We start from the raw sequence: 24,612 nt of genomic DNA on the forward strand, positions 1-24,612 counted from the left end.
AATGAAGTTTAAAGCTGGATGATTCTCCGTTGGAAATTTTGCTGTTTAAATTTCGCCGGAGCTGCGGGGCCTAATTTTTTAATAAAGAGTATAGAGGGAGTCGCAGTTCACTCCCTTTTAGTCTGGTGTGGGCGAAGCGCCACGACTTTGATTTAGACGTTAACTTAGACTTTGATTTAGACTTTTATCCAAATCTAGAAATCATTAGCTGACTAAAGCTGCTAACAAATCTTGGGGCATAAATGTTTTACGGAAAGCAATTTTATATTTCATAAAAATTGGCTCTGTTACTGAGAATAATCACTTTAATCTAATCCACTGCCAGCCTCTCATTCAGAGTCAGTGAAACTGATTCATGTCATGGAGGTTGCAGTTGCGCTTACACTGGATGACTGTATCCATGGCAATTAAATGAAATAAAAAAGCCCTGCTGTTGCAGGGCTAGTTAACATGAAATGCTGTTATGACTGATTTAGTCTACGGCTTATTTTACCGAACTCGTGTCAGCAGCTTCTTTGTCAGCAACGTCTTTGTTTGCAGAAGCAGTATCAGGATAAAGTGTGTTCCACCATTGTGGTTCATCTTTTAGGTGTAAATCGAACCATGCCAATGTGGCATCCCACCAGTCAAAGCGTGCTTGGCGGCCATTAATGTGATGATCTTGCCCATTGAACTCAATCAGTTCAACCGGCTTATCCAGCATTTTGAGGGCCGTGTACATATAATGGCTTTCGCCTACAGGTACGTTAGTATCAGCATTACCGTGAAGCAGTAACATCGGTGTATTGATTTTATCTGCATGATACAGCGGGCTGTGGTCGACGTATAAATCGCGATTATTCCACGGGAAGCTGCCTTTACTAGCTACGCCTGAGTAGCCGTAACCCCACCAACCATGGCCCCAATAAGCCGATAAGTTACTGATCCCTGCGTGTGCCATAGAAGCAGCAAAAATGTCAGTTTTAGTGGCTAAATACATGGTCATAAAGCCGCCGTAAGAGGCGCCCATGTTACCTACACGTTTAGGGTCAACAAAGGTGTGTGCTTTCAAGAAAGCTTGCGTACCTTCGATAATATCGTCAGCACTGTAATCACCCCAGGCGTTAACGTGACGACCACTGAATGCTTGACCATATCCTGTTGCACCGTTTGGTTGGAGTACATATACCACGTAACCTTTTGCAGCCCAGAGGTTAAATGGCCAGCGACCAGTGAAGTTACGGGTTACAGGTGAGGTGCCGCCGTAGTAATACACTAAGGCTGGGTATTGCTTGTTAGCATCAAAATCGACGGGTAAATACACGCGGCCGTCGATGTTGTGTCCATGCTTGTTGGTGAAATCGAAATCTTCAATTTTACCTAAGCGTGTGTCGGCATAACTGGCAGCTTTACTATCAAACAGTAGCGATTTTTTACCTGACTTCATAAAGTAGGCTTTTTGCGGCACTGTTGCAGAGGTGCCAGCATAAGCGATTACTGGTTTTGATAAGTCACTTGCCACACTGTAGCGGTTAACCATGTCCATGCCAGCGCTAATTTTACTGAAGCGTTTTTTGCTTAAATCAAACAAATACAGCTGGCCACGATCGCCTTCACCAACACGTAATACTAAGTCATCATTACTGAGTTTTGCTGCGCCGCCAATGGCTGGGTCAAAATCTTTACTCAGTGCAATGACCTTACCGTTAGCATCACGCCAGTAAAGCTGACCGTCATAATTATTAACCACCACTTTGGGGTCCTGAACGCCTAAGCCATTCATAAAGTCTGGCCCTGCCATGATGTACATACCGTCATCGGTATAAGTGGCTGAATTAAAGGTGCGGTACTCGCCAATCTGGGTTTCAGTTAAGTCAGCAAGATTAAGCTCAACTAGCTGAGTCAGGCCGTGAGCGGGTTGTTTATAATCCACTGGGTTACGGGTGAGTAGTAGGGTGTTGTTGTCGATGTGGCTATCGACTAGGTTACTACTGAGCTCGCCATCAGTCAGTTGGCGGATAAAACCTGAATCTTTGTCCAATAAATAAATCTGGCTGTTATTACGCCAGTAACTCCATCTATCTTCTAATGCTTTAAAGCGTTTGTTAGTGGCTTTTTCGTCTGCTTTGAATGGTTTTTGCCAGCTGAATAATAAATTGTCGCCATACCAATGCAGGTTAGAGACGTTTTCCATATCAGTTGCTGCGATATCAATACTGATGTCTGAAACTGTCAGCAATTGAATTTGATTATCAGCAACATATGCTAGCTGCTTGCTGTTGTTTGACCAGGCTGCACTTGCTGGTGCGCTGTCTTGCCAGCGATAAATCACTTCTTTATCTGAAGTGTCTATTAACTCTGTCACTGCAACGGGTTTGTTGTCATTGTTGGCTGGATAATGACTTTTGGTTTGCAGTAAATATTTACCGTTTGGCGATAAATTAAGGCTAGTAATGACTTCAGAGTCAAATAACTGCTCAGCCGATACCCGTTGGGTTTTAGTTTGGCTAAAGCTTGGCGCATCAATATCGGTTTCACCTTGCCAGTCTAGACTGAAATCGGTTTCAGTATCGTTGCCATCGGCAAGGATAAGGACTTGATGATCGCCACTTGGCAGTTTAAGTTTTGCTTCATTCGCTGCGTTAAATAAAGTGCCGTTGAGATAAATTTTCGGTGCGTGTAGACCATTGACCGTTAAGGTTCCTTGGGTAAAGCGATCCACACTCAGCTGCACTTTATAACCTAACCAGCCTTTGTCAGCTGCCGCAGTTGCTGATTGCCATGGGTAGTCTTGGCCAAATATGCGGATGTCGTCATTATCTTGTGCCAGCGCTGCGGCAAGGTTTGCGCTTAACGCATCACTATGGCTGCCAGCAGATAAGGTTTGTGAAGTGATAGTGGCGACTGGGCCAATTTGTTGAATGTTATTTCTGTCAATGTCTGCGCTATGGCTAAAGCCTGAAAACGCCAAAGCGATACTGGCACAAACCAGAGAAAGTGCTTTCATGGGGCATCCTTGTTGTTATTGATTCTGTGCTTGATTTTTTATTTTGTTTTTTATTTTGTTCTAAACCCAATATTTGACCTCACAGTGTGTCAAATCTGTTGTGAAAATGCACTGGGTTTGAGGTGGAAAAGGTTATTGAATTGCAAAAGAATATGTCAGTAATGAATTGAAATCATCTTAGCCATGAAACTGTTAGAAACACATTAACTATCAGGCTCGATTATTAGTCTCGATTATTAGTCTCGATTATTAGTCTCGATTATTAGTCTCAACTGTCAGCCTCGATTATCAGGCTCGATTATTAGTCTCAACTGTCAGCCTCAATTATCAGGCTTAATTATCAGCCTAAACTATCAGTTTCAACTATCTGTTTAATTAGGGGGAGTGGATCAGTGCAGCGGTATGCGATAAATATCAGCGTCATTAATCCCTTGCATGCTCACGATGATGGTATCGTCGCTTGCTGCTGCAATACTGCGCTCATTACGAATGCTCATTGCGGGTAATTTAAACGCTATCTCGCTTTCTCCATTGGAGGTTAAGCGCTTAATTAAATCATTTTCGTCGCTACGCTCAAGATAATACAACGCATTATTTTGGAAGAAAAAGCTGCCCCAATCTTTGGATCTTAATGTGTTATTAACCTTAATGGGCTGTGTTGAACCTGCTGCTAAATAGTAAATGCCTGCGACATTGTCTAAGGTGTAATACATGCCTTGATTATTATCTTCAACGGCATATTTAATGTTGTCATTGAGGATGAGTTTTACCTGTTCACTGGCTAAGTCATATTGATAAAACCCCCACTGCTCATCAATCAGCGAGGAGTAATAAACGCGACTGCCATCAACCGAGAAAGAAGCGTAACGAACGTTACCTTTAACTTGTGGAATTTTCACTAAGCTTTGGTTGGCGGTATCGCCTAAATACAGTTCGTTGTAATCCAAGCCTTTGGTTCTTATCGGGGCGACATACATTGAATTCTGGGGCGATGTTGCAGGAATACTGACCATTCCCATTCCATCTGTCAGCATGGTATTTTTATTATCTTCTTTTAACCATAACTCCCAGTCTCCTGAACGATTAGAAAGAAAAATGAGCCCATCTGTTTTGGCAAAGTATTGGCCGTATAAATCCCGTGATGATGAAATCAGTTGTTTGACGATACTGCCATCTGTCAATGAACGCTGGGTAATGAATTCCTGTGAAATATGTCGCGAATAATACAAGTCATTGGTGGCTTCACTGATAGTGATACTGCTGATAGTTTCATCTTGGTGGAAGCTTGATAATGTTTGTGTGTCAAAGTCGTAGCGTTGGATGATAAATGCCGCTTCTCTTAATGCAGTAAAATACAATAAATTGCTGTTGTGATCCCAATCTAAGCCAATGACTAAGGTTTCATTATCTGCAATGACCTCAGTTGTATTGGTGCTAAGAGTATGGAGCATGACTTTGGCTATCATATTTTCTTGTGATCGCATGATGGCTAATTGACTTGAGTCAGCTGACCAAGTCACCATCAAATCGTGTTCACCGGCAATAGGCGAGGTGAGCGCCGTGACGGTGTTGTCGCTGAAGCGGTATTGATGAATGACTGAACGATTTTCTTTTGCTTTTGAATATGCTAAATATTGGCCGTTGGGCGACCATTCAAGGCTGTGTAAATAGCCTTTACTTATACACCCTGAATCTATTTGTTTATCTTGGTTGGTAATTAAATCCCGTACATGTATGAAGCACTGATTATCTGCAGTATGGCGCATGTATGCCAATGAGTGTCCATCAGGCGACCAAGTCGGTACGCCTTCAGTGTCTTTACTCATCGAAATTTGCCTCAATGGCGCTTTATCATCATCAAGATCTTTAATATACAAGTGGCCCTTTGCATTGGCTTTACGCCATTGAAATGCCATAAAACGTCCGTCTGGCGAAATCGCTGCGCGCTCTTCCACTCCTTCAAAGTTGGTAATGCGCTGTGGCGTGATAGACGTGTTTACTGTATTTGATTGGGTCAGTTTATTAGCTGATTGCACCGCAAATAAGCCTATTGCGGCTAGCATTAACACGGTAACAGCGATGAAAACATTTTTTTTATGTTCGACGGTTTCGCGAATGACGTTGCTATTCGTTTTTATGATGGGAGTGGGCTGTATTAATAACTGATAACCGACTTTAGTGACGGTTTTAAAATAATGTTCAGGCTGTTGCCCTAGCTCAGAAAAGGACTTCCTCAGCTGCCAAATCGCATTACCAGTGCCACGTTTTCCGACTTCAATATTACCTTGCCATACCTGTTCAATTGCCTGTTCTTTAGTGACAGTTTGTTCAGGGTACAAGATCAGTAACTTCAAAAATTCGAATACTTTTGCAGGTAACGCAACCGTATTGTCATTTGAAGTGATGGTCATGTCATAACAGTTGATAGTGCATTGACCAATTTGATATCGCTGATATGGAAGAGAAATCATGAATGCAGCATAAACTCCTGAGTATTTTCTAATTATTATTATGTTCAGAGGATTATTTTGTCATAGCGGCTAAAAATGAAGTTTTATTTGATTTTCATTTAGTCGTCATATTTGATTGATGCGTTTTACGCATTACTAAATAACCTTGAGTAACATAACCGATCTATTAATTTTTGAAACAAACAATGAGTTTTTAAATTTGAGGAGATGAAACTAATTGCTATTTTTAGCCTTTAATAACATGGGTTTAATTGTTATTAAGTAAATGTTAATTATATGTTTCAATTTGTATCCTAAAGAATAAAAAAGCGCCCTGAGGCGCTTTTTATTCACTTTGATGAGATTAACTCATTATTTCTGTCTACGGCGTAAACCGAATAAAGCTAATAAGCTAAGGCTTAAAAAGCCTAGGCTACCGCCATCATCATTATCCGCTTCTGGCTCTGGTACAACTACAGGAGCATTAATGGTCATGGTGAAACTGGCTTCAGTTTTATTAACCATATCATCAGCTGTTACTACAACATCATAAACACCTGCAGCAGCGGTACCAGCTATCATACCTGTCTTGCTATCAATGCTAATGCCTTCTGGTAAGCCTGTGGCGCTAAATGTTAATGCATCACCTTCAGCGTCGCTAAAGTACATTGATGCATCAATTTCAGCAGCTTGTTGGTCAGCCATAGTGACCGCAGGCATAGCTTCATTTAATACAGGAGCAATATCATTAACATTATTGATGTTAATCATCACTTTAGATACTGCCGTGAAAACTTGACCTTGCTTGCCGATCACTTCCAACTCATAGCTAGTGTTGCCAGCATCATAGTCTAATGCTTCAGGGTTATTGACCACAATCTCACCGATATTGGTCACAGTGAATGGGTCGCCAGGGATCGCTTTAGCCAAAGAAATAGAGTAAGGAGACCATTCTGCTTCAAAGTTACCGTTGGCAAAGAAGGTTTCAGCATCTAATTCAACCGTTGCAACAACACTGCCCATTTCTGCGTCTTCATTGATGCTATGCATTTGACCATCTTTTGGATGCGGTATAAATGCATATGAGCCTTGGCCAGAAGGTACAGCCATTGCCCAGTTATCTTCAAGGCTCATCATTAGCATGCCATGGTTATCACAACCTATGCTGCCAAAACCGAAGGTAAAGCTACAGGTGCTTGCCACACCTAGCTCAACACTTTCACCTGGCGCTAAAGTTTCCATGGGACTGTATTGCTTGGTTTCACCTTCTTCAATAAGGCGAGATATCATTGGAAGTGCACCAGAATTTGTTTCCACCTCCTTCATTTCACCCGTCATCCAATCAAAGTAACTTGAGGCTTCAGTTTTGCCGTATTTAACCGGGTTAAAGAGAATGATCGGCTCACCTAAGTTGGCAGCGGCATCACGGTCAGTACCAAATATCCAACCCTGATTTTGATCAAAGTCTTCAACGCTTGCCATGTTTTCGCCGTGGTAAAGTTCATCCATACAATATTGAGCGACGAAATTCTTACCATGTGCAGTGACATAAGTCGGTAAGCTTGATTTAGTGTAACGGCCATAATGGTCGGTCCAATCATATTCTTTTTTGAAATCAATGTACCAAGATTGTGGCTGACCATTTTCATCGACTTCAATGAAACCGCTCATGCCGACTTGGGTGGCTTCATCCCATGCATATGGGTCGCCAGTGACTTCTTGATCTAATCCTTGATCAATAACAAATTGTTCTTGATAAGCGCTCCAATAAACTAGGGCTACGCCCGCTTTATCAAAGTGGTTTGCCATGCCAACATCGTTAGGTTTAAAAAACTGACCAGCAACAACCATCTTTTTACCTGATGAACACATGGCTTCATCATAAACACCACCCGCCACAGTTTTTAACATGTTGCCTTGGGTGTTTTCTTTGCCTACAGGAACTTGTGTGCGGTTATACATGGCAGGGAATACTGCATAGGTGGTGTCAGTAGTACTTTCATTAGTAAACTGCTGAACATGGGCGCCAGCGTCAGCGGAAAACTTAGCCGTCAGTTCAGTACTATGTTGTTCTTCAAAGGTATTAAAGTTGCGGGATATTTTACTGCTGTTACGTGGCTTGGCTAACCAGCTAATGGCAATAGTTGGCACTTCATCTGCGGTTAATTGTAATTGACCCGATAGTTCAATCGCCTGCCAATTTTCTATGGTTAAGTCTGTACCCATTTTCATTGGCCAGTTTTCAAGTTGGTCAAAATTAACCACCATGGTCACTGGGAATACAACAGTTTGACCTGCTGGTACGCTGATGGTTGAAGGGTATTCCCATGTTAGAGCTGGAGTGCCACTTTTCTCTATGCTATTTAAAGCAACATCATAGGTTACTGTTTCTTCTGATAAGTTTTTAAGTTGCACTTCTTTCATGAAGCGCTGAGTACCAGTGCCTTCGTGGAAGCCAAAATTTAAATTCGGCTGATAGCTACCTTTCTCCCAAGCTACGGCATTTGACATTAATGCAGCGTCAATGTTCTCGACACCGCTACCTATGAGGGTAATTTCACCTTGCTTGTCATTACGATCCATAATCGCGTTGTTGGCCGTGTTCATCAATAAAGCTTTGATTTCGATCATTGATAATTCAGGGCGTTTAGATTTTAGTATCGCAGCGGCAGCAGCCACTCGTGCAGCAGCCATGACGGTATCAGACTCGGTGTCCATCTCATCACCGCCACCGACAACAGCCACGTCGATGTTTTCAGCATAACTGACCATATCAGGTTTAGTGTAATTGGTTGCTCCACGCACAGGACCATAAGGTGTTTTCTCAGTCACCATCATATTGTCTTCAGCGTCAGCTGTGATACCGCCAACACTTAGGGCACTAGGTGCCGCGCCACGCCATGTCATATTGAAGTTATTGTCGTACCACTCTCCGCCGTTACCTGCATTAACCACGACTAAACTGCCTAATGCTGAGGCCATTTGAATAGCATATGCTTCAATCACAGCGCTAGAAACGCCATCATCATGCTCGGCATAGAATGCATTACCGCCGAGGGCGTCAACGACAATGATGTCGGCTCTGTCATCAAAACTACCATCTTGATTTGGATCCAGTGCGTACTCAAGTGCCATTATGAAGCTACTTGAAGTTTCTGCAGTTAAGCTATATCCATTACCCCATGGGTCAGAAACGTTTGAGGTTTTGTAGGCTGCAATTTTAGCACTAGGCGCTAAGGCATGTACTACACTGGCTAAGCGAGTACCGTGTCCTGTATTGTGAGTTGCACCATCATAATCACGAGTAAAGTACACGTTTTGATCTATTGGGTTAGGATCAAATCCCCAACCTGCATCACTGGCTAAATCCATACCTTCAACCACGACTTCAGTCGGGAAACCATCAAACGCATTGACTGAGTTCTCCATCGCTGTGGCATAAGTTTCCACCGTGCCATCGCCGCCTAATGACGTGTGAGTATAATCCACACCACTACCAATAATGGCGACTTTAACGCCTTCGCCAGCGGTTAAATCATCTGATAATGCAGGTGCTTTAATTGAATCAGTTGCTGGTATTGCAGTATTGGCTGTTTTAAGGGCATTGCGAGGAACTTGAATAGGAGCAGCTGCGACGACAACCGATTGAACACCTGGCATTTTTTTGATTGTTTCGATGTAGCTGGTGTCTGCCTGAACTCGAATAAAGTTACTGACAAGCTTTGAGCCTGGTAGGGTTTTGATGTTGCCATCAAGGGCTTTTATGTCGTTAATGATTGCTTGTTGATTGGTTTCGATTTGCTGTAAAGATGCAGCAAATTTTTGCTTGTTGTTAATAGTTGCCTTAGTCAATGAACCCTGTTCTGACAGATAAACAAATAGAGTGGCATTTTGTGTTTGCGCTACTGAACTTGAGAATGCAGATAAGGTATCTGTTTGTGTGGCGGCATAGACTGCAGTAGGTGCTAATGCTGCTAGCGCGATACAGCTTGCGAGTTTTGACTTCTTAAATGACATAGGGTTTCCCTTCAAAGTTAACGTTTAATCGTTTTATTATTTTTTTGCTTGAGTAGCCTCTTGCTTCCTCGGCGAGTTAAGTCAGAACAGTCCTGCTCAACACTCGTACATAAGGTTTTCATTCAATTGCAGCTAAACCACAAGTTAAACGCTGTTGATTTTGTTTCTTTTATGTTTCATAAAACTTTCAATTGCTTTTAAAACAATAAGATACAGATTGCATTTTTTGAGGTTTCTTTGATGAGTTACCAGATAATTGTCATATTTTTGTGTTAGGAGCCATAATGACTTTTTTTAGTGATAGTTTGATACATATGGATACAAGTGTGGTTTGTAACTGCATGAAAAAAAAGGAATTGAAAGAAAATTGAAGCTTAAATGAAATCGAATAGTCGCCGTATATTTGCCTCGCAATAAATCAATCGAGTATCAAGGTTATAGCAAACAACAACATTCCAATTTGCAGGCTAACACTCAAGATTATCCGCGGTCGGTTTGTGAGATAAATAATAATGATAACGAGGAAGACATTGTGACGTCGATTTATAAAAAGAGCTTAATAGCCGCTGCATTATCTTTAGCTTTCGCCCCTAGCATCAATGCCAATGTTATTGATACTCGAGGCTTGGATACGGATGGAAATGTAACTAATCTGCGCTTAGCTACAACAAGTAAGCGTAATATTGAAAATCTTTATATTGTGCTTTTAGATGATCAGCCATTGGCAACATACCGTGGTGATGTTGATAATTTAGCGGCGACGAGCTTGCTAAGTAATCCAACTAATAGCCGTAAAGGTAATGGCGTATTAAATATTAACAGTGCCGCCAGCCAGAACTATATTCAGTATTTAAAAAGCCAAAGACAACAAACGCTTGCTCAAGCCAAGTCACGACTCAATCGTCAAATCGAAATTAAAAGTGAATACCAAATTGCCTTAAATGGGTTTAGTACTGAACTATCAGATAAAGAAGCACAAACGCTTGCTTCAGTTGCTGGGATTAAAAGCGTTAAAAAAGTCGAATTACGTCACATCAATACAGATAGCGGCCCGTCACATATTGAAGCACCAAGTGCATGGGATGGCACAGCAACTGGTGTTAGCAGCATGGGTGAAGGTATCACAGTAGCAATTTTTGATACCGGTATTAATGCAATGCATCCTTCATTTGCTGACGTTGGTGCAGATGGTTATGACCACACTAATCCATTAGGCGAAGGGGTTTACACCGGTGATTGTGCCAAGTCAGAGTTAGCACATTATTGTAATGACAAGCTCATCGGCATTTGGGGGCATCCTGAGCTTCTTGCTGATTATACCCCTGAAGGTGATGATTTAATTGCCATAGATCATAACGGCCATGGCTCTCATGTAGCATCAACCACAGCTGGTAATGTGGTTAAAAATGTCCCAGTGTTTAATGCTGTCGGCGAGGAAGCAGAATTTAGCCTAGGCGAAATCAGTGGTGTTGCTCCTCATGCAAATATTATTTCATATCAGGTGTGTGTGGCTGATGGTAGTTGTTGGACTGATATCACTGCTGATGCCGTAGAGCATGCAATTGAGCATGGTGTAAAAGCCATTAACTATTCAATTGGTGGCGGCGCAAGCGATCCATGGAATGATAGCGATGCAATGGCATTTCTAGCAGCACGTGAAGCGGGCATTCATGTTGCTGTGGCAGCGGGCAATGACGGCCCTGGCGCTGAAACTGTTGGCTCTCCGGGTAATGCTCCGTGGTTAACCACCGTAGCGGCTTATACCCATGATCGTAACTTCACAGACAAGGACGTCACCCTAACAGGAGGAGATTACGACTTAGAAGCACTATCAGGTAAAGGAGCGACTAGCGGAATATCAGGGGATATTGTGTTTGCTGGTGACTTTGGGAATGCGGGTTGTCTTGAGCCATTTGATGCAGGCACATTCTCAGATCAAATTGTGGTATGTGAACGTGGTGAAATTGCTCGAGTGAGTAAGGGAACAAATGTGCTTGCTGGTGGTGCAAGTGGTTTAGTGCTTGTTAATGTCACCAGTGTTGATGAAACCGTTGATGCAGATTTACATGTATTACCCGCGATTCATCTGGATATTGACCAAGGTCAGTCGCTCATGGATTGGTTAGCACTAGGCAGTGACCACACCGCGACCATTGGTGCATCAGTGATGGAAAAAGATCCTTCTAAAGCCGATATTGCCGCTTCGTTTACATCTCGCGGTCCAGAATCAATTATGAATCGTTGGTTAACGCCACATATTGCAGCGCCTGGTGTGGCAATTTATGCGGCTAATACTGAATACCAGCCTTGGCATGACGACGCTAATAAAAACGAATCACCATTCACCTTCATGGATGGTACATCAATGGCGACACCACATATTACTGGTGCTTATGCCTTGATTGCCGCATTGCGACCTGAATGGACACCTGCGCAGGCTCAGTCAGCGCTAATGCTCAGTGCTGAAACCGATACTTTACTAGAAGATGGCGTGACCCCTTCTGACTTCTTCGTTGCTGGAGCAGGTAGTGCACGTATTAATGCTGCGCTAAATGCCGGTTTATTAATGGACATGTCTCATGACGATTACCTTAATGCAAACCCTGGCTTAGACGGTGTCCCTGAAGACATGAACATAGCATCTGCATTACAAAATGAATGCATGATGGAATGTAATTGGACTCGTACCTTTACAGCAACTGCAGACTCAACTTGGGCTGTGACTGGTTCTTCTGATACAACGGGTATGTCGGTAAGTGCTACACCAAGTAGCTTTACATTAGCAGCGGGTGAAAGTATTACTCTCGATGTGACAGCATCTATTGGTAATGGCTACGCATCAGAATATGGCATGGGGCATTTAGTATTAACCCCAAGCGATAATGGTTTAACCCCCTCAAAAATGCCGATTATTGGTAGTTTTGTTGCAGGGAGTTTCCCAAGCGATGTGCAATTATCAACAGCAAAAGATAATGGCAGTGCAGAAATCTCAGGAATTACTACCGTTGGATCAAGTGATTTACAGGTAGGTGTATTTGAATTAGCTGAAGTGGAAGTGATTGAAACGACCATTCCGCGTGATGACAGTGATAACTCATACTGGCCAACTAATGTCTATAATGACCCTAGTAAATATTATTCTCAGTTAATTAATGTGACCCCAAATACTAAACGTATTGTGGCAAGAGTAAAGCATACTAGCTCACCAGATTTAGATATGTATATTGGTCGAGATAGTAACTATAACGGCCGTCCTGATAATGCATTAGAGATGGACCCTCTGATATGTATGAGTGCAACAGAAACTGCTTATGAAGTGTGTGAGATTAATGATCCAGAGCCAGGTTCATATTACGTAACAGTGCATAACTTCGGTGACTTTTCAGCACCTTCAGATGTTGAAGATGAAATGATTTTAGAGCTTGCAATCATTGGTAAAGATGATGGCGCGTTGACAGTAGATTATAAGTCGGAAGTCGGTAGTAATGAAGATATTGAACTGGTGCTAAATTGGAATAAGCCGTTAAAGTCAGACACCTTATATACTACGGTATTGGAGTTAGGTACTGGTGTAGATGTGAAAGACAATATCGGTTTAATGCCTATTGAGCTTTATCGCACTCCAAGTTTTGCTTTTAGTAGTATTGATGTTGATGCTGCCGATACAGGTGATATCGTCACTTTATCTATTGCCTTAACAGATAATATCACTGATGAAGAGCGTACCATTACTGTGTCAGCAACCATTCCACAAGGGTTAAGTATTGATAGTGATAGCCATGAAGGAACACTTGAAGGTGATATGATCAGCTGGGAAATGGTTCAAGCAGCGAATGAAGCTGGGCAAACGATTGTTGTAGCTTTTGATACTCAAGCCATTGTGATGTCGCAAGCATTAACGTTTAACGTGTCTCATCAGGTAGGAGAGCTAAGCTTATCTGATGAACTTGCTCCAGTGATGCTTGAAGGGATCCCTGTTGCCATGATTAATGGTGCCACTTCGGTGTCATTAACCGCTGATGAGTCTACTAGCGTGACATTAACTGCTGCTGGTAGTACAGCACCAAATACTGACGACGAGCTGACTTACACTTGGACTCAAGTTTCTGGCCCTGTGGTAACCTTTGCTGATGCAACAGCGATGGAAACTGAGCTAACGCTACCTGCCGTTGATGCTGACGGTACGGCAGTAATTGAGCTAGTGGTGAGTAACGGTAATAAAACCGCAGTAGCGGCAGTGGCTAATATTGCCATCACGGCTGAGGTGATTGCACCGACACCAGAGCCTGAATCAGGTTCAGATTCAAGTGGTGGTGCAATGGGAGGATTTATCCTATTAGCAGGTTTATTAGGCTTTAGACGTAAAAAAGCGTCAAAATAAACCGAATCTAAGAGGCATAAACTTGTTACCAAACCGCATCTTTTGATGCGGTTTTTTTATTTTTAAGGGTTTGAATACTTACTTGAAAAAGCTTGGCTGTTTTTATGTCAGCGACTTGATATCAAAGATTTTATATCATTGACTTGGCACTTAGTCGGAAACAGGAATTCAACTCAATACATCATTTAAAATCTAGCTATGGAATGATGTAATCGCATTAACTTCTTAAAAGTGCATTGAGTGATCTTTTTTCACTATACTCAAATATATATTAAAGGTGCTATTGTTTATTTTCATATAAATGTCATAACGTTAGAGCATGGTGATGGCTAATTAAGTCGATTAAGTCGATTAAGTCGATTAAGGTGAAAGGGGATGTTTATGATTAAAAGATTAATACTTATCTGCTCAATGCTGCTACTGACAGCCTGTACAGCATCTGAGTCAGCACAAAAGAAAGCTGCGCTTTATCAATTTGATGAGCTGGTTGAAGTCAATTCAATCGATAATTTTCGTATGGATGGCTGGCGCACTATGGATAACCGAACCGTGTTTGTTGATAGTCGTCCTCGGGAAACATATTTGTTGGTATTAAATGGTGTTGATAGTAATTTGAAGTTTGCTCAAGCTTTAGTAGTCTCGTCCAGAATGGGTAAAGTGACTGTCGGCTTTGATAGCGTTATGACAGGATCAGAGCCAAGATCTAGAACCCAGATTAAGAAAATTTATCGCATCGAAAGTAAAGAACAAGAGCAACAGGTTAGAGCGAAAATTGAATCGTTTTCTGAAAAAGACTAATTGATTAAGATATTTCACTCACCCTGTCTGTGTGGGATATCAGAAGAAGCCACATTGCATATGTGGCTTTTTTGTTATTATCAGCCATAATCTATGGTTAGACTTAATTAGTGGAAGTTGCTGCAATTTAATTTCCATAAACTACGCTATATAGATGCGTATCTACTATTTATTCAGTTCGATATAAAATTATACTAATAAGAATGGAATTGGAGTTCACATTGTTAGCTAAAACATCATTTACTTATAAGGTCTTAAAATTCACATTTGCCATTCTGAGTTCAATATTGAATCTTGCTCAAACTACTAAATCTATAGTGAGTAAAATCATACTAGCGTTGCCAATGATAATCTTGAGCCAACAAACTGTGGCTGAGGGCTATCATTTTGTGGGAGTTGAAGGCTCTTCTATTCAAAATATCGGTAAGTTAGTTTTTCAACAGTTGTGCATTGAACAACAATTAAATTGCGATGTTGAAATGCTACCTGCACCTCGTGCTGAGCGCAGTATGGTTGCTTCACAGGCTGTAGGTGAAGTGATGCGAGTGTGGAGTTACGGTGAAGAACATCCCACCTTTATTAGAGTACCTACATCTTATTACAGTGTTAAAACGGCAGTGTATGTTCGAACTGGAAGTAACATTAACGTTCAAACCTCCGCAGATTTAAAGGGGCTGACTATAGGAGTGTTAGAAGGCGTTAAGCATAGCCAAAACTTAGCTATTGAGGCAAAAAGTGTGATTAAGGCTTCAACGCCAGAGCAGTTGGTGAACTTGCTTACCAGAAAGCGTGTTGATGCCATAGTGAGCAGTTATGTTGATGGAAAAGCCACCATTGCAGCAATGAATGCTGATAAGACCGTTGAGTTGTCAGCGGTAACAGATACTCATCCTGTGTATATTTATATTCACCCTAACCATGCTGAATTAGCGCCAATTATTGATAATACAATCAACAAGCTTATGGCATCAGGTGAGATGAACAATATTATTTTAGAAGCTGAAAGCAATTCTTTTTAAAATACTGCTTTGTGTTTTACATGTCATGCTCGTGTCATTCTATAGTGCTGACTTGTGTAGAGTAGGCATGCGCTTATCATTTAATATTTAGCATTAAAGGTTTACCTAGAAGCGGTTTCTAACCTGAAATCGCCATTCCCAATCATCGACATTTTCGCCGTTGGTAAAAGGCACCGCTAAATCAATATGGCCAACACTGCCGTAACTCGATTTAGAAGAATATATCCGAGCACCAATCCCAACACTGCCAATGGGAGTCGTGACTTCATTGTTTGCATCTGTTCCGCCAAAGGCATGCCCCATGTCCACGAAAGTTGCCCAGCCTAATTCGGCTAGCTGATACAAATTAATGTTTGGGTAATATCTGACTTCGCCAGTGACCAGCCATTGATTATCACCGTATTGATAATTATTGGGGTAGCCACGTACGCCGGTGTCATCACCTAAAGCAAATGGCTTATCGAGATAGTTATTTTGTGAGGTCGCAATACGGGTTTTGGCATAGGCTGTCCACTTGGGGTGAATTTTATAAAAGTATTCAGCTTGTGCACTGATGTTATAAAAGTCTTTTTGGCTGGTGTTAAAGCTGGCTTGGCCACTAAAGTTTAGGAGTAGCAGGTTTTTATCTTGTTGATACCCCCTGCTAGAACTCATATTCAGATGGTAGCCTACAGAGGAGTTTTCATCGACATCGTTAGTCTCAATCCCAAGCCGTGCATAATGGCGCCAGCCTAGGTTAAAGTCTTCGTTGTTATTAATAAGATGGATATTAGTAAATACATGATAATCATCTTGTAGGTATTCAAACCCAAGCCAAGGATAAATAAAGTCGCGGTCCTGAGGTAAAGCGCCATTTGGAAAAGTGTCACTGGGGGAAAATTGATGCTTATCTTGGGTGATACCTAGGGTGATCCTTGATAAGTCTGCTTCAGTTTTATTTAACAGCCAACCATAAGATAGAGCGGCATAATCAACATTATGTTCAAATTCATTAATGTCTTCGCCATTTTGCCTTAGGGTATCGAGTCTTTGGTCTGTTAAATACTCAGCAAAATACTGATTTTGACTATCTAGCGAATAAAATGGCTTATTAAAATAAAGATGCACTGCTTGACCGTCACTATTATCATAAATATTGGCTGAAACAGTGGCGTGTTTAATGACTTTAAGGGGCGCGCTAACACCAAATTTATAACCGGTTCTATCAGCATTTGATTGATATTTTAGGCGCGTTTTAATCCCCAGTCCCATGAGGTTATCTTCTTTTATCCCTACTGAATATTTAGTTTCACCGCCGCTTGAGCTTAAGCTAAAAGTGGGGAGTAAAGACCAGTTATCCCAGGTTTCGACAACCACAGTTTGTTCGTGAGTATCGGCATCAGGGGCTTTTTTCGAAGTATATATTTTTGCGTCACGTAAATATGGTTCAGCGCGTAATAGGCGTTGGGATTCTGCAAAGGTTTTCTCGCTGACAACATCACCTTCTTCAAAAGTGAGTTTGTCTAAAATGGTGGGTTCAGTGGTATTAATGTGTAGCCAATTAGCCCAGTGATGGATAAAAAAAGCATCGGGATCGGTTTCATCGAAAATAGCATTACTGACCACGACAATGTTATCGACTGTCATAGGGGCTTGTTGGTTTTTTTCAGCTACCGCTTTTTCTGCTTTTGGCTGCTGGTTAGCATTTGCCGTATGAATGGGCAGAAGGAGTATGCTGGCAACGATAAGTCTCAGTGCGCATTGAGATAAATTTATCGCTATTTGTTTTGTTTTTATTATTAATACCTACCCAATTATTATTAAAGGTGATGCTAATTAAGCTATTGAGTAAATAGAGGTTTAATCTTGAACCTTGAAATTATTTACCTTTAACAAGTATGGCGGGTATTCAAAGTTTCGCTGATTTTTTACAATAATAATTACGGGTTGTAGATCCTTCAAGATTGTTTTTGCTGCGAGCTGTTGTTCACTTAGACTGGCTAAAGCTGTGTGGTGTAGTCATGCTACAGAAAAAGCCTATAAGGTAATAAAATGAGCAACAAACGCTGCCTGAAGGGGCGGCTATAAACGGATTATGCTTGGTTGAGTTAATTCTTGCGAACAAAGAGTGTTTAGATTGTTAGGCAGAAATACACTCAACGCGCTTAACTTGTTTTGTTTCGAACAAAAAATAACCAGCAAAGCTCAACCTGCAAAGGTCAGCTGGCCCTAGCGCTTTTTGATTAAAGCTGCGCAGCGATGAACTTTATCATCCGTATTGTAAACGTAAAAAAGGAGCCTCATCAGGGCTCCTTTTAGAAGGGGTCACCATGGACGATGATCATCATCCATTGTTAAGATTGCAATTAATGTTTAGAAACGACCTACAATACCGATACCAGCGCCGAAACCATCAGCATCAGAATCAAGTACTTTTGATAGTTCAAACGTTGCAGAGAAAGAATCTGACATACGTAACCAGTAAGCTGTTTTTAGTGCAAAGTTATTATCTGAACCGTCATCTGAATAACCAGCACCAACAGACCATGCTTTAGTAACATACCAATCAGCATTTAAGTCGAAAGTGTCATTATCATCAGTATGGAGCCACATAGCGCCTAAATCGACACCTGAAGTGCTTTCAAGCGCAAGGAAACTACGGATTTCTGCACCAAAAGATGATTCTATATTATCACTACCGTCAGTGTAGAAAACTGCAACTTTTGAGCTGTCATTGAAGTAATAACCTACATCAACTTTGTATACACTGAAATCGACAACGTCAAAATCAAGTTTCTGATATGCGCCGCCAACGAACCATTTATTATCAAATACATAAGTACCATCAATACCAATGCTATCAAAATCAGCAGCATCAAACATTGAGTAGTCAGCACCAATGTTTGTTGTTTGGGCTAAGAAGCCATTTAGCGCATATGGACTTTCATCTTGAGAAACAGGAGCGGTGTAATAACGGTAGTTAACATTCCATGCTCCGTCGCCGAATTCTTCAGAATTAGCAGAGTATTTAAGACCCGCTTCATGTTGAAATGGTGCATCTTGAGCTGCCATAGCAGGTAATGCGAATAAACTAGTTAAAAGTGCTAAAGCTGTAACGTTTTTCATCAATCATTCCTTTATTTGATTTATTGTCGCTAGGTAATTCAAGCAAGATAGGCAATGGTGAAGTCAAAAAAAGGTTATTCATCCATAAACCTAAATGCAGCCTAACGTCATAGTCGGGCCACATGCTTTCCTAGCGGCGCACAAGGTAATATAGATTGATAAACAAAGAAACGATTTTATTTAAATTGCTGAAAATAAATGATTTTTACTAATTATTTAGGGTGGGTGTAACCGTTGGGTACAACAAATAGTATTAGTGAAGGGCGTTATTTTTAGCGGAAACGAGAGATGACTATTTTGCTTAAACAAAAAAAAGGGAGCTAAATGCTCCCTTAATGATCAAGCGCTAACCGTTAAGTTACAAGCTTCTTCTCGGTGGCACGATAACGTTGGCAAAAATCAACCCTGCGATCAAGGACATGAAAATTAAGAAGATTTGGGTGCCAATATGCGCTTGATCCAGCATGGTTTCACCCGAAATCATCGTATTTAAGCCTATATAGGTTTTACTTCCGGGCACTAAGATAACGATACCTTGAAGCAGGGCGATAGAAACTGGCGCTTTCATCCAACGAGCATAAAGGTTTGAGTATATGCCAACAGCCAATGCACCGACGAAAATACCAATAGATTCGCCTAAATAAAGGCCACCTAACATGGCTGAAAAATAAGCCACGATACCAGCGCAAATGCCCCATGGTGAATCTTTTATGCGGGCTTTAAAGATGATAACTAATGCCATTGATAATAGCGGAACAGCCGCCCAAGAGGCATAGCGAGGTAAAGCATCTGGCTCAATATATACCGATTCGCCGAACATTACTTTACCCAGTGTCATTCCAAGCACGGCGCCAAAATACAGTTTAAATAACAGCATTATCGCATCCATGATGCGCGCGGTTCCTGATATTAAATCGCGAGCAGCAAGCTCAGCAAGACCGAGTGTTAACGCTAAACCGGGCACAAAAATAATGATGCCAGATAAAATCACCACTGGAATATTGATGCTGGGGTCAATCACAGCAGCAATGCCGCAGGTTAAAATTGCACAAACTACCGCGGCTAACGGTTCGAGCATTTCTGCAACACGCTTAGATCTTTCAGCCCAAAAAACCAAACCGTAAACAAGTAATCCGAGCATGCCTGACCAAAATACGTCATTCCAGCTGGTATCCATCAGCATGGCAAAAGCACCCGCACTAATGCCAAATGACATTAGGGTAAGGCCATGACCATATGGATTAGGTTTGTTAGCTATTTCTTCCAGACGCTCTAATGATTCTGCTAGGGTGCGTTGGCCTGTGCTGAGCTCTTCCACCAAATCAAAGGTACGAGCCAATGAGCCTAAATCTAAATCGCCAGGTTTTACTCGCGCAACATGGTTATATTCTTGCTCGGTGTCATGTTGCAATACAAAGGTCATCGAAGTCGGGGAAATTAGAAAGTATCCCTCAATTCCCAGTGTAGAAGACACGGTTTGTAAATGAGATTCGAGTCGATATGCAGGGGTACCAAATTTATGCAGGGCTTTGCCTAATCTTATGATAAATCTGCGTTTTTCAATGAAGCTGGAATCGTTCATTAGGCCTGTATCACTCTAGTCAATTTGGGTAGTGGTTAGTTGGCGCGAATAGTAACCGAAATGGGGGTGGCTGAATACCTTCAAATCATCAAATCTTTGTTAAAAATGTGATAATTCCATTTTGGCTCAATCTGTATAGAATGAATACTCCATTGTAGTCACTAAATGGCTTTATGCTGTAAAAAATAACAATAAGGAAATATCGAACATGTCATTGATGATTTCAGGCTTTTACGCAAGTATCACAGCGTTATTAGCCATTGGGCTATCGATACGAGTGATTAAACAAAGACGGCTTAACAAAGTCGGTATCGGCACTGGTGGCAATAGCGATTTAGCCTTAGCAAAACGAGTACACGAGAACCTACTTGAAAACGCACCTATGGTGCTGATTTTGTTCTTGCTGGCAGAATATAATGGTTTGTCTGCGGCACTATTACATTGTTTTGGTACGGTTTGGATTGTGGCGCGGTTATTACATGCTATCGGACTGACAGCAGGAAAAGGCGGCGTGCATTTTGGACGGATCTGGGGTGTTTTACTGACTTGGGTAGTGACTATCGGCTTAGCGATTGTAAATATTGGTTTTTTTATCGGTTTATAAGATAGTTAAGCAGCAAAATTTATAAAGTCATTGTTTTTAATAAGGTTATATTATTATCCTAAAACAACAAAAACACCATGATTGGTGTTTTTTTAGTCACACTTGCTGTGGCGTAACTGCTATACTCCGCCTCCAGAAAAAAGTTGGGTGAGTTGAACTAAACTTGATGTAGTGCAACTCACCAGATTGATGATGTTTTAATGTAGGCAAATCTCATGCAAGTTGAATCCACGTTATTTAATTACCCAAGATACTGGGCCGAATGCTATGGCACGGCGCCGTTTCTTCCTATGTCTCGAAAAGAGATGGATCAACTTGGTTGGGATAGTTGCGACATTATCATTGTCAGCGGCGACGCTTATGTCGACCATCCAAGCTTTGGTATGGCTGTTATTGGTCGTATGCTCGAAGCCCAAGGTTTCCGTGTTGGTATTATTTGTCAGCCTGACTGGTCGAATAAAAATGACTTTATGAAGCTAGGCCGCCCGAATTTATTTTTCGGTGTTACCGCAGGCAACATGGACTCGATGATTAACCGTTACACTGCCGATCGCCGTATTCGCAGTGATGATGCTTACACCCCAAATGATGAAGGCGGTAAACGTCCAGATCGCGCAGTGACTGTTTACACCCAGCGCTGTAAAGAAGCCTTTAAAGAAGTGCCAGTAGTAATTGGTGGTATTGAGGCAAGCTTACGCCGTATCGCCCATTATGATTATTGGTCAGATAAAGTGCGCCGTAGTGTCATCTTTGATGCCAAAGCCGATATCTTGATATATGGCAACGCAGAGCGTCCGCTGGTGGAAGTGGCTCATCGCATTGCTAACGGCGAGAAAATGGCCGATTTACACGATATTCGTGGTACAGCCGTCATTCGTCACGAGCCATTGCCGGGCTGGAAAGGCATGGATTCTCGCAAACTCGACCAACTTCATAAAATTGACCCTATCCCTAACCCTTATGGCGCGGATGATGTTGGTTGTGAAAAATTATCAGGCCCAACTGATAAGAAAATTTTTGATAATGATGCGCCTAAAGCCATCAGTGTCCAGCCTGCAAGACCAAAGCCATGGGAAAAAACCTATGTGTTGCTGCCAGCATATGAAAAGGTGGCTGACGATAAATTTTTGTATGCCCATGCTTCGCGTATTTTACATCAAGAGCAAAACCCAGGTTGTGCTCGGGCATTATTCCAAGCTCAAGGCAACCGCTCAGTATGGGTAAACCCGCCAGCATGGCCACTTAATACCGATGAAATGGATGCGGTATTTGATTTACCGTATCAGCGTGTGCCGCATCCAAGTTATGGTAAAGCGGTCATTCCAGCTTATGACATGATTAAAACCTCGATTAACATTATGCGAGGTTGTTTTGGTGGCTGTTCATTCTGTTCTATTACAGAACATGAAGGACGGATTATTCAAAGCCGCTCGCAAGAGTCAATCATCAAAGAAATCAAAGATATTCAAGAAAAAGTGCCTGGTTTTACCGGGGTTATTTCTGATTTAGGCGGCCCTACAGCCAACATGTATCGTTTGGGCTGTACCAGTGTTAAGGCTGAAACCACGTGTCGTCGTTTATCTTGTGTTTATCCGAGTATTTGTGGCCATTTAGGTACAGACCATAAACACACCATTGATTTATATCGCGCAGCTCGTGATGTCCCTGGGATTAAAAAGGTCTTAATTGCATCAGGTGTGCGTTACGATTTAGCCACTGAAGATCCGCGCTACGTTAAAGAGTTAGCCAAACATCATGTGGGTGGTTATTTAAAAATTGCTCCTGAGCATACCGAAGATGGCCCATTAAGTAAGATGATGAAGCCGGGTATGGGCAGTTATCATAAATTCAAAGAGTTATTTGATTTTTACTCGAAAGAAGCGGGTAAAAAACAGTACCTGATCCCGTATTTTATCTCGGCGCATCCAGGTACTACCGATGAAGATATGTTGAACTTGGCGCTTTGGCTGAAATCAGAAAAATTCAAGCTTGATCAAGTACAAAACTTCTACCCATCGCCAATGGCGAATGCCACTACGATTTATCATACTGAGCTGAACTCGCTCAAAAATGTAAAACATACCAGTGAAGAAGTCACCGTGCCTAAAAAGGGTCGTCAACGCCGCTTACATAAAGCATTACTGCGTTATCACGACCCAGCAGGCTGGCCACTTATACGTGAAGCGCTGGTTGCTATGGGCAAAGAGCACTTAATTGGTAATGGCGTGCAGCATATCGTACCGCCAGAGTCGCGCAATGAACGTCAAAGTTATCGAAATGGTAAAGGTGGCGGTAAGAATGATGGCAGTAAAAAAGCGTTCACTCGCTTCTCGGGTAATCAGTTTGATGATAGAAAGTCATCAGGTAAAAAGCCAACCGCTGCGAATAAAGCCAAGGCAGCTGGTGAAGGTCATGGTAAAGATAACACTGCGGGCAAAGCAAAAACGGGATGGTCGCAAAAGAAAAAGCCATTCGGAGCTAAAAGTTCAGGCCCATCAAAAGGGGCTAACAATGGTGCTAACTCCAGCCATAAGCAAGGTAAACGACCAGCTAAAGCGAAATAAAGCCTGATAGCTAGTCATGAGTCTCATATAAAAAACCGTCTTTGCAGGCGGTTTTTTTTCAGGTTAAATTAAACAATCACTGTTACTGTGGTGTGTTAATAAAAGTTAATTGATCGATACCAAAAGGAATAATAATGAAAAAAATATTGGTCGCTGGTGTAATCAGCAGCATGGTGCCTGCGATGGCTATGGCTCATGCCCCTAAAGAAAACCCGCAACATCAATATTTTGATGCCATTGCTGCCCATTGCGGTAAAGCGTTCGCAGGTGAAGTGACCGCAGGCAATGAAGCTGACTCAGCATTCAGCAACAAAGCATTGGTTATGCATGTGCGTGAATGCAGCAATACAGAACTTAAAATCCCATTTCATGTGGGTGATGATCACTCGCGTACTTGGGTTATTACTAAAACAGAGACTGGCTTGCGCTTAAAGCATGATCATCGCCATGAAGATGGCACTGAAGACAAAGTGACTATGTACGGCGGTGATACTGCAGATATGGGCACTGCTACACAGCAATCATTTCCTGTTGACCAAGAGTCGATTGATAACTTTAACGAAAATGGTTTAACAGCTTCGGTGACTAACGTCTGGCACATGTATATTGAACCTGAGACGTTTACTTATCGTTTAACACGCGAAAACCGTGATTTTAGAGTCGATTTTGACTTAACTAAGCCAGTGGAACTTCCGCCAACGCCTTGGGGTCATGAGTAACCGTTGCTTAAAGCATAAGCCTGCATAAATGACATCATAGGCAGCTAAAACACGCGAAAATCGTGACTTAAAAGTTGATTTTGATACTCCTGCCGAAAAGGCAGTAAAACCTCTTCTTGCTTTGTGTGGGAAGAGGTTTTTTATTTGATACTAACTTACTGGCATTTTCTAATAAAAGCTCAAGAGTGAGTTGATTATTCAGAGGGTCGAGAGCTGGATAACGAGTCGCTTAACAATAATAAATATGCTGAGTTTTCTTCAATCCCTAATAAGCTTATGCCCCAAAACGATTTAGCAGTTTTAGCCAGCTAATGATTTTATTTGAATAGAATCAATATCAATATCTAAATCTAAATCTAAATCAAGATCTTAATCAAGGTCGTGGCG

12 protein-coding genes are annotated in these 24,612 nt (G+C 41.7%); 6 read left to right on the forward strand and 6 right to left on the reverse strand.

The window, feature by feature from the left end; genetic code table 11:
• Window positions 1–484 precede the first annotated feature (484 nt).
• The 3 genes from AB4153_RS19255 to AB4153_RS19265 all read right to left on the reverse strand — a co-directional run bounded on the left by AB4153_RS19255 (window position 485) and on the right by AB4153_RS19265 (window position 9,453).
• Window positions 485–2,986: an alpha/beta hydrolase family protein gene (locus AB4153_RS19255; RefSeq protein ID WP_371998413.1), complete on the reverse strand. Its 2,502-nt coding sequence runs from the start codon at window positions 2,984–2,986 to the stop codon at window positions 485–487.
• Between the two features lie 389 nt (window positions 2,987–3,375).
• The gene (locus tag AB4153_RS19260) at window positions 3,376–5,457 is read right to left on the reverse strand and encodes a winged helix-turn-helix domain-containing protein (RefSeq protein ID WP_303517258.1); all 2,082 of its coding nucleotides are present in this window, start codon (window positions 5,455–5,457) and stop codon (window positions 3,376–3,378) included.
• A 351-nt stretch (window positions 5,458–5,808) separates the two neighbouring features.
• Window positions 5,809–9,453, reverse strand: a complete 3,645-nt coding sequence (locus AB4153_RS19265; RefSeq protein WP_371998414.1) for a S8 family serine peptidase — start codon at window positions 9,451–9,453, stop codon at window positions 5,809–5,811.
• 532 nt (window positions 9,454–9,985) lie between these two features.
• Between AB4153_RS19265 and AB4153_RS19270 the strand changes: the two genes are divergently transcribed.
• The 3 genes from AB4153_RS19270 to AB4153_RS19280 all read left to right on the forward strand — a co-directional run bounded on the left by AB4153_RS19270 (window position 9,986) and on the right by AB4153_RS19280 (window position 15,651).
• Window positions 9,986–13,834 carry a S8 family serine peptidase gene (locus AB4153_RS19270; RefSeq protein WP_371998415.1) on the forward strand — a complete coding sequence of 1,283 codons (3,849 nt, stop codon included), beginning with the start codon at window positions 9,986–9,988 and terminating at the stop codon, window positions 13,832–13,834.
• Between the two features lie 381 nt (window positions 13,835–14,215).
• On the forward strand, window positions 14,216–14,632 hold the full coding sequence (locus tag AB4153_RS19275) for a DUF6491 family protein (protein WP_303517255.1): 417 nt from the start codon (window positions 14,216–14,218) through the stop codon (window positions 14,630–14,632).
• Window positions 14,633–14,985: 353 nt separating this feature from the next.
• A complete protein-coding gene (locus AB4153_RS19280; protein ID WP_303517254.1) occupies window positions 14,986–15,651 on the forward strand; it encodes an ABC transporter substrate-binding protein in 666 nt (221 codons plus the stop codon).
• 105 nt (window positions 15,652–15,756) lie between these two features.
• Here AB4153_RS19280 and AB4153_RS19285 read toward each other — a convergent pair whose 3' ends face one another.
• From AB4153_RS19285 to AB4153_RS19295, 3 genes are all read right to left on the reverse strand, one after another.
• The gene (locus AB4153_RS19285; RefSeq protein WP_371998416.1) at window positions 15,757–17,277 is read right to left on the reverse strand and encodes a ShlB/FhaC/HecB family hemolysin secretion/activation protein; all 1,521 of its coding nucleotides are present in this window, start codon (window positions 17,275–17,277) and stop codon (window positions 15,757–15,759) included.
• Between the two features lie 726 nt (window positions 17,278–18,003).
• The gene (locus tag AB4153_RS19290; protein WP_303517252.1) at window positions 18,004–18,756 is read right to left on the reverse strand and encodes a putative porin; all 753 of its coding nucleotides are present in this window, start codon (window positions 18,754–18,756) and stop codon (window positions 18,004–18,006) included.
• 358 nt (window positions 18,757–19,114) lie between these two features.
• Window positions 19,115–20,338 (reverse strand): threonine/serine exporter ThrE family protein, encoded by a 1,224-nt coding sequence (locus AB4153_RS19295; RefSeq protein ID WP_371998417.1) that lies wholly within the window; start codon window positions 20,336–20,338, stop codon window positions 19,115–19,117.
• 208 nt (window positions 20,339–20,546) lie between these two features.
• On the opposite strand from AB4153_RS19295, the gene AB4153_RS19300 reads away from it, so the two are divergent.
• The 3 genes from AB4153_RS19300 to AB4153_RS19310 all read left to right on the forward strand — a co-directional run bounded on the left by AB4153_RS19300 (window position 20,547) and on the right by AB4153_RS19310 (window position 24,225).
• Window positions 20,547–20,942: an MAPEG family protein gene (locus tag AB4153_RS19300; protein ID WP_102527648.1), complete on the forward strand. Its 396-nt coding sequence runs from the start codon at window positions 20,547–20,549 to the stop codon at window positions 20,940–20,942.
• Window positions 20,943–21,157: 215 nt separating this feature from the next.
• Window positions 21,158–23,506 carry a YgiQ family radical SAM protein gene (locus tag AB4153_RS19305; protein WP_303517250.1) on the forward strand — a complete coding sequence of 783 codons (2,349 nt, stop codon included), beginning with the start codon at window positions 21,158–21,160 and terminating at the stop codon, window positions 23,504–23,506.
• A gap of 170 nt (window positions 23,507–23,676) precedes the next feature.
• Window positions 23,677–24,225, forward strand: a complete 549-nt coding sequence (locus AB4153_RS19310) for a hypothetical protein (RefSeq protein ID WP_371998419.1) — start codon at window positions 23,677–23,679, stop codon at window positions 24,223–24,225.
• Window positions 24,226–24,612 lie beyond the last annotated feature (387 nt).

Origin of the sequence: Shewanella sp. 10N.286.52.E4 (assembly GCF_041468785.1) — a bacterium.
Lineage (GTDB): Bacteria > Pseudomonadota > Gammaproteobacteria > Enterobacterales > Shewanellaceae > Shewanella > Shewanella electrodiphila.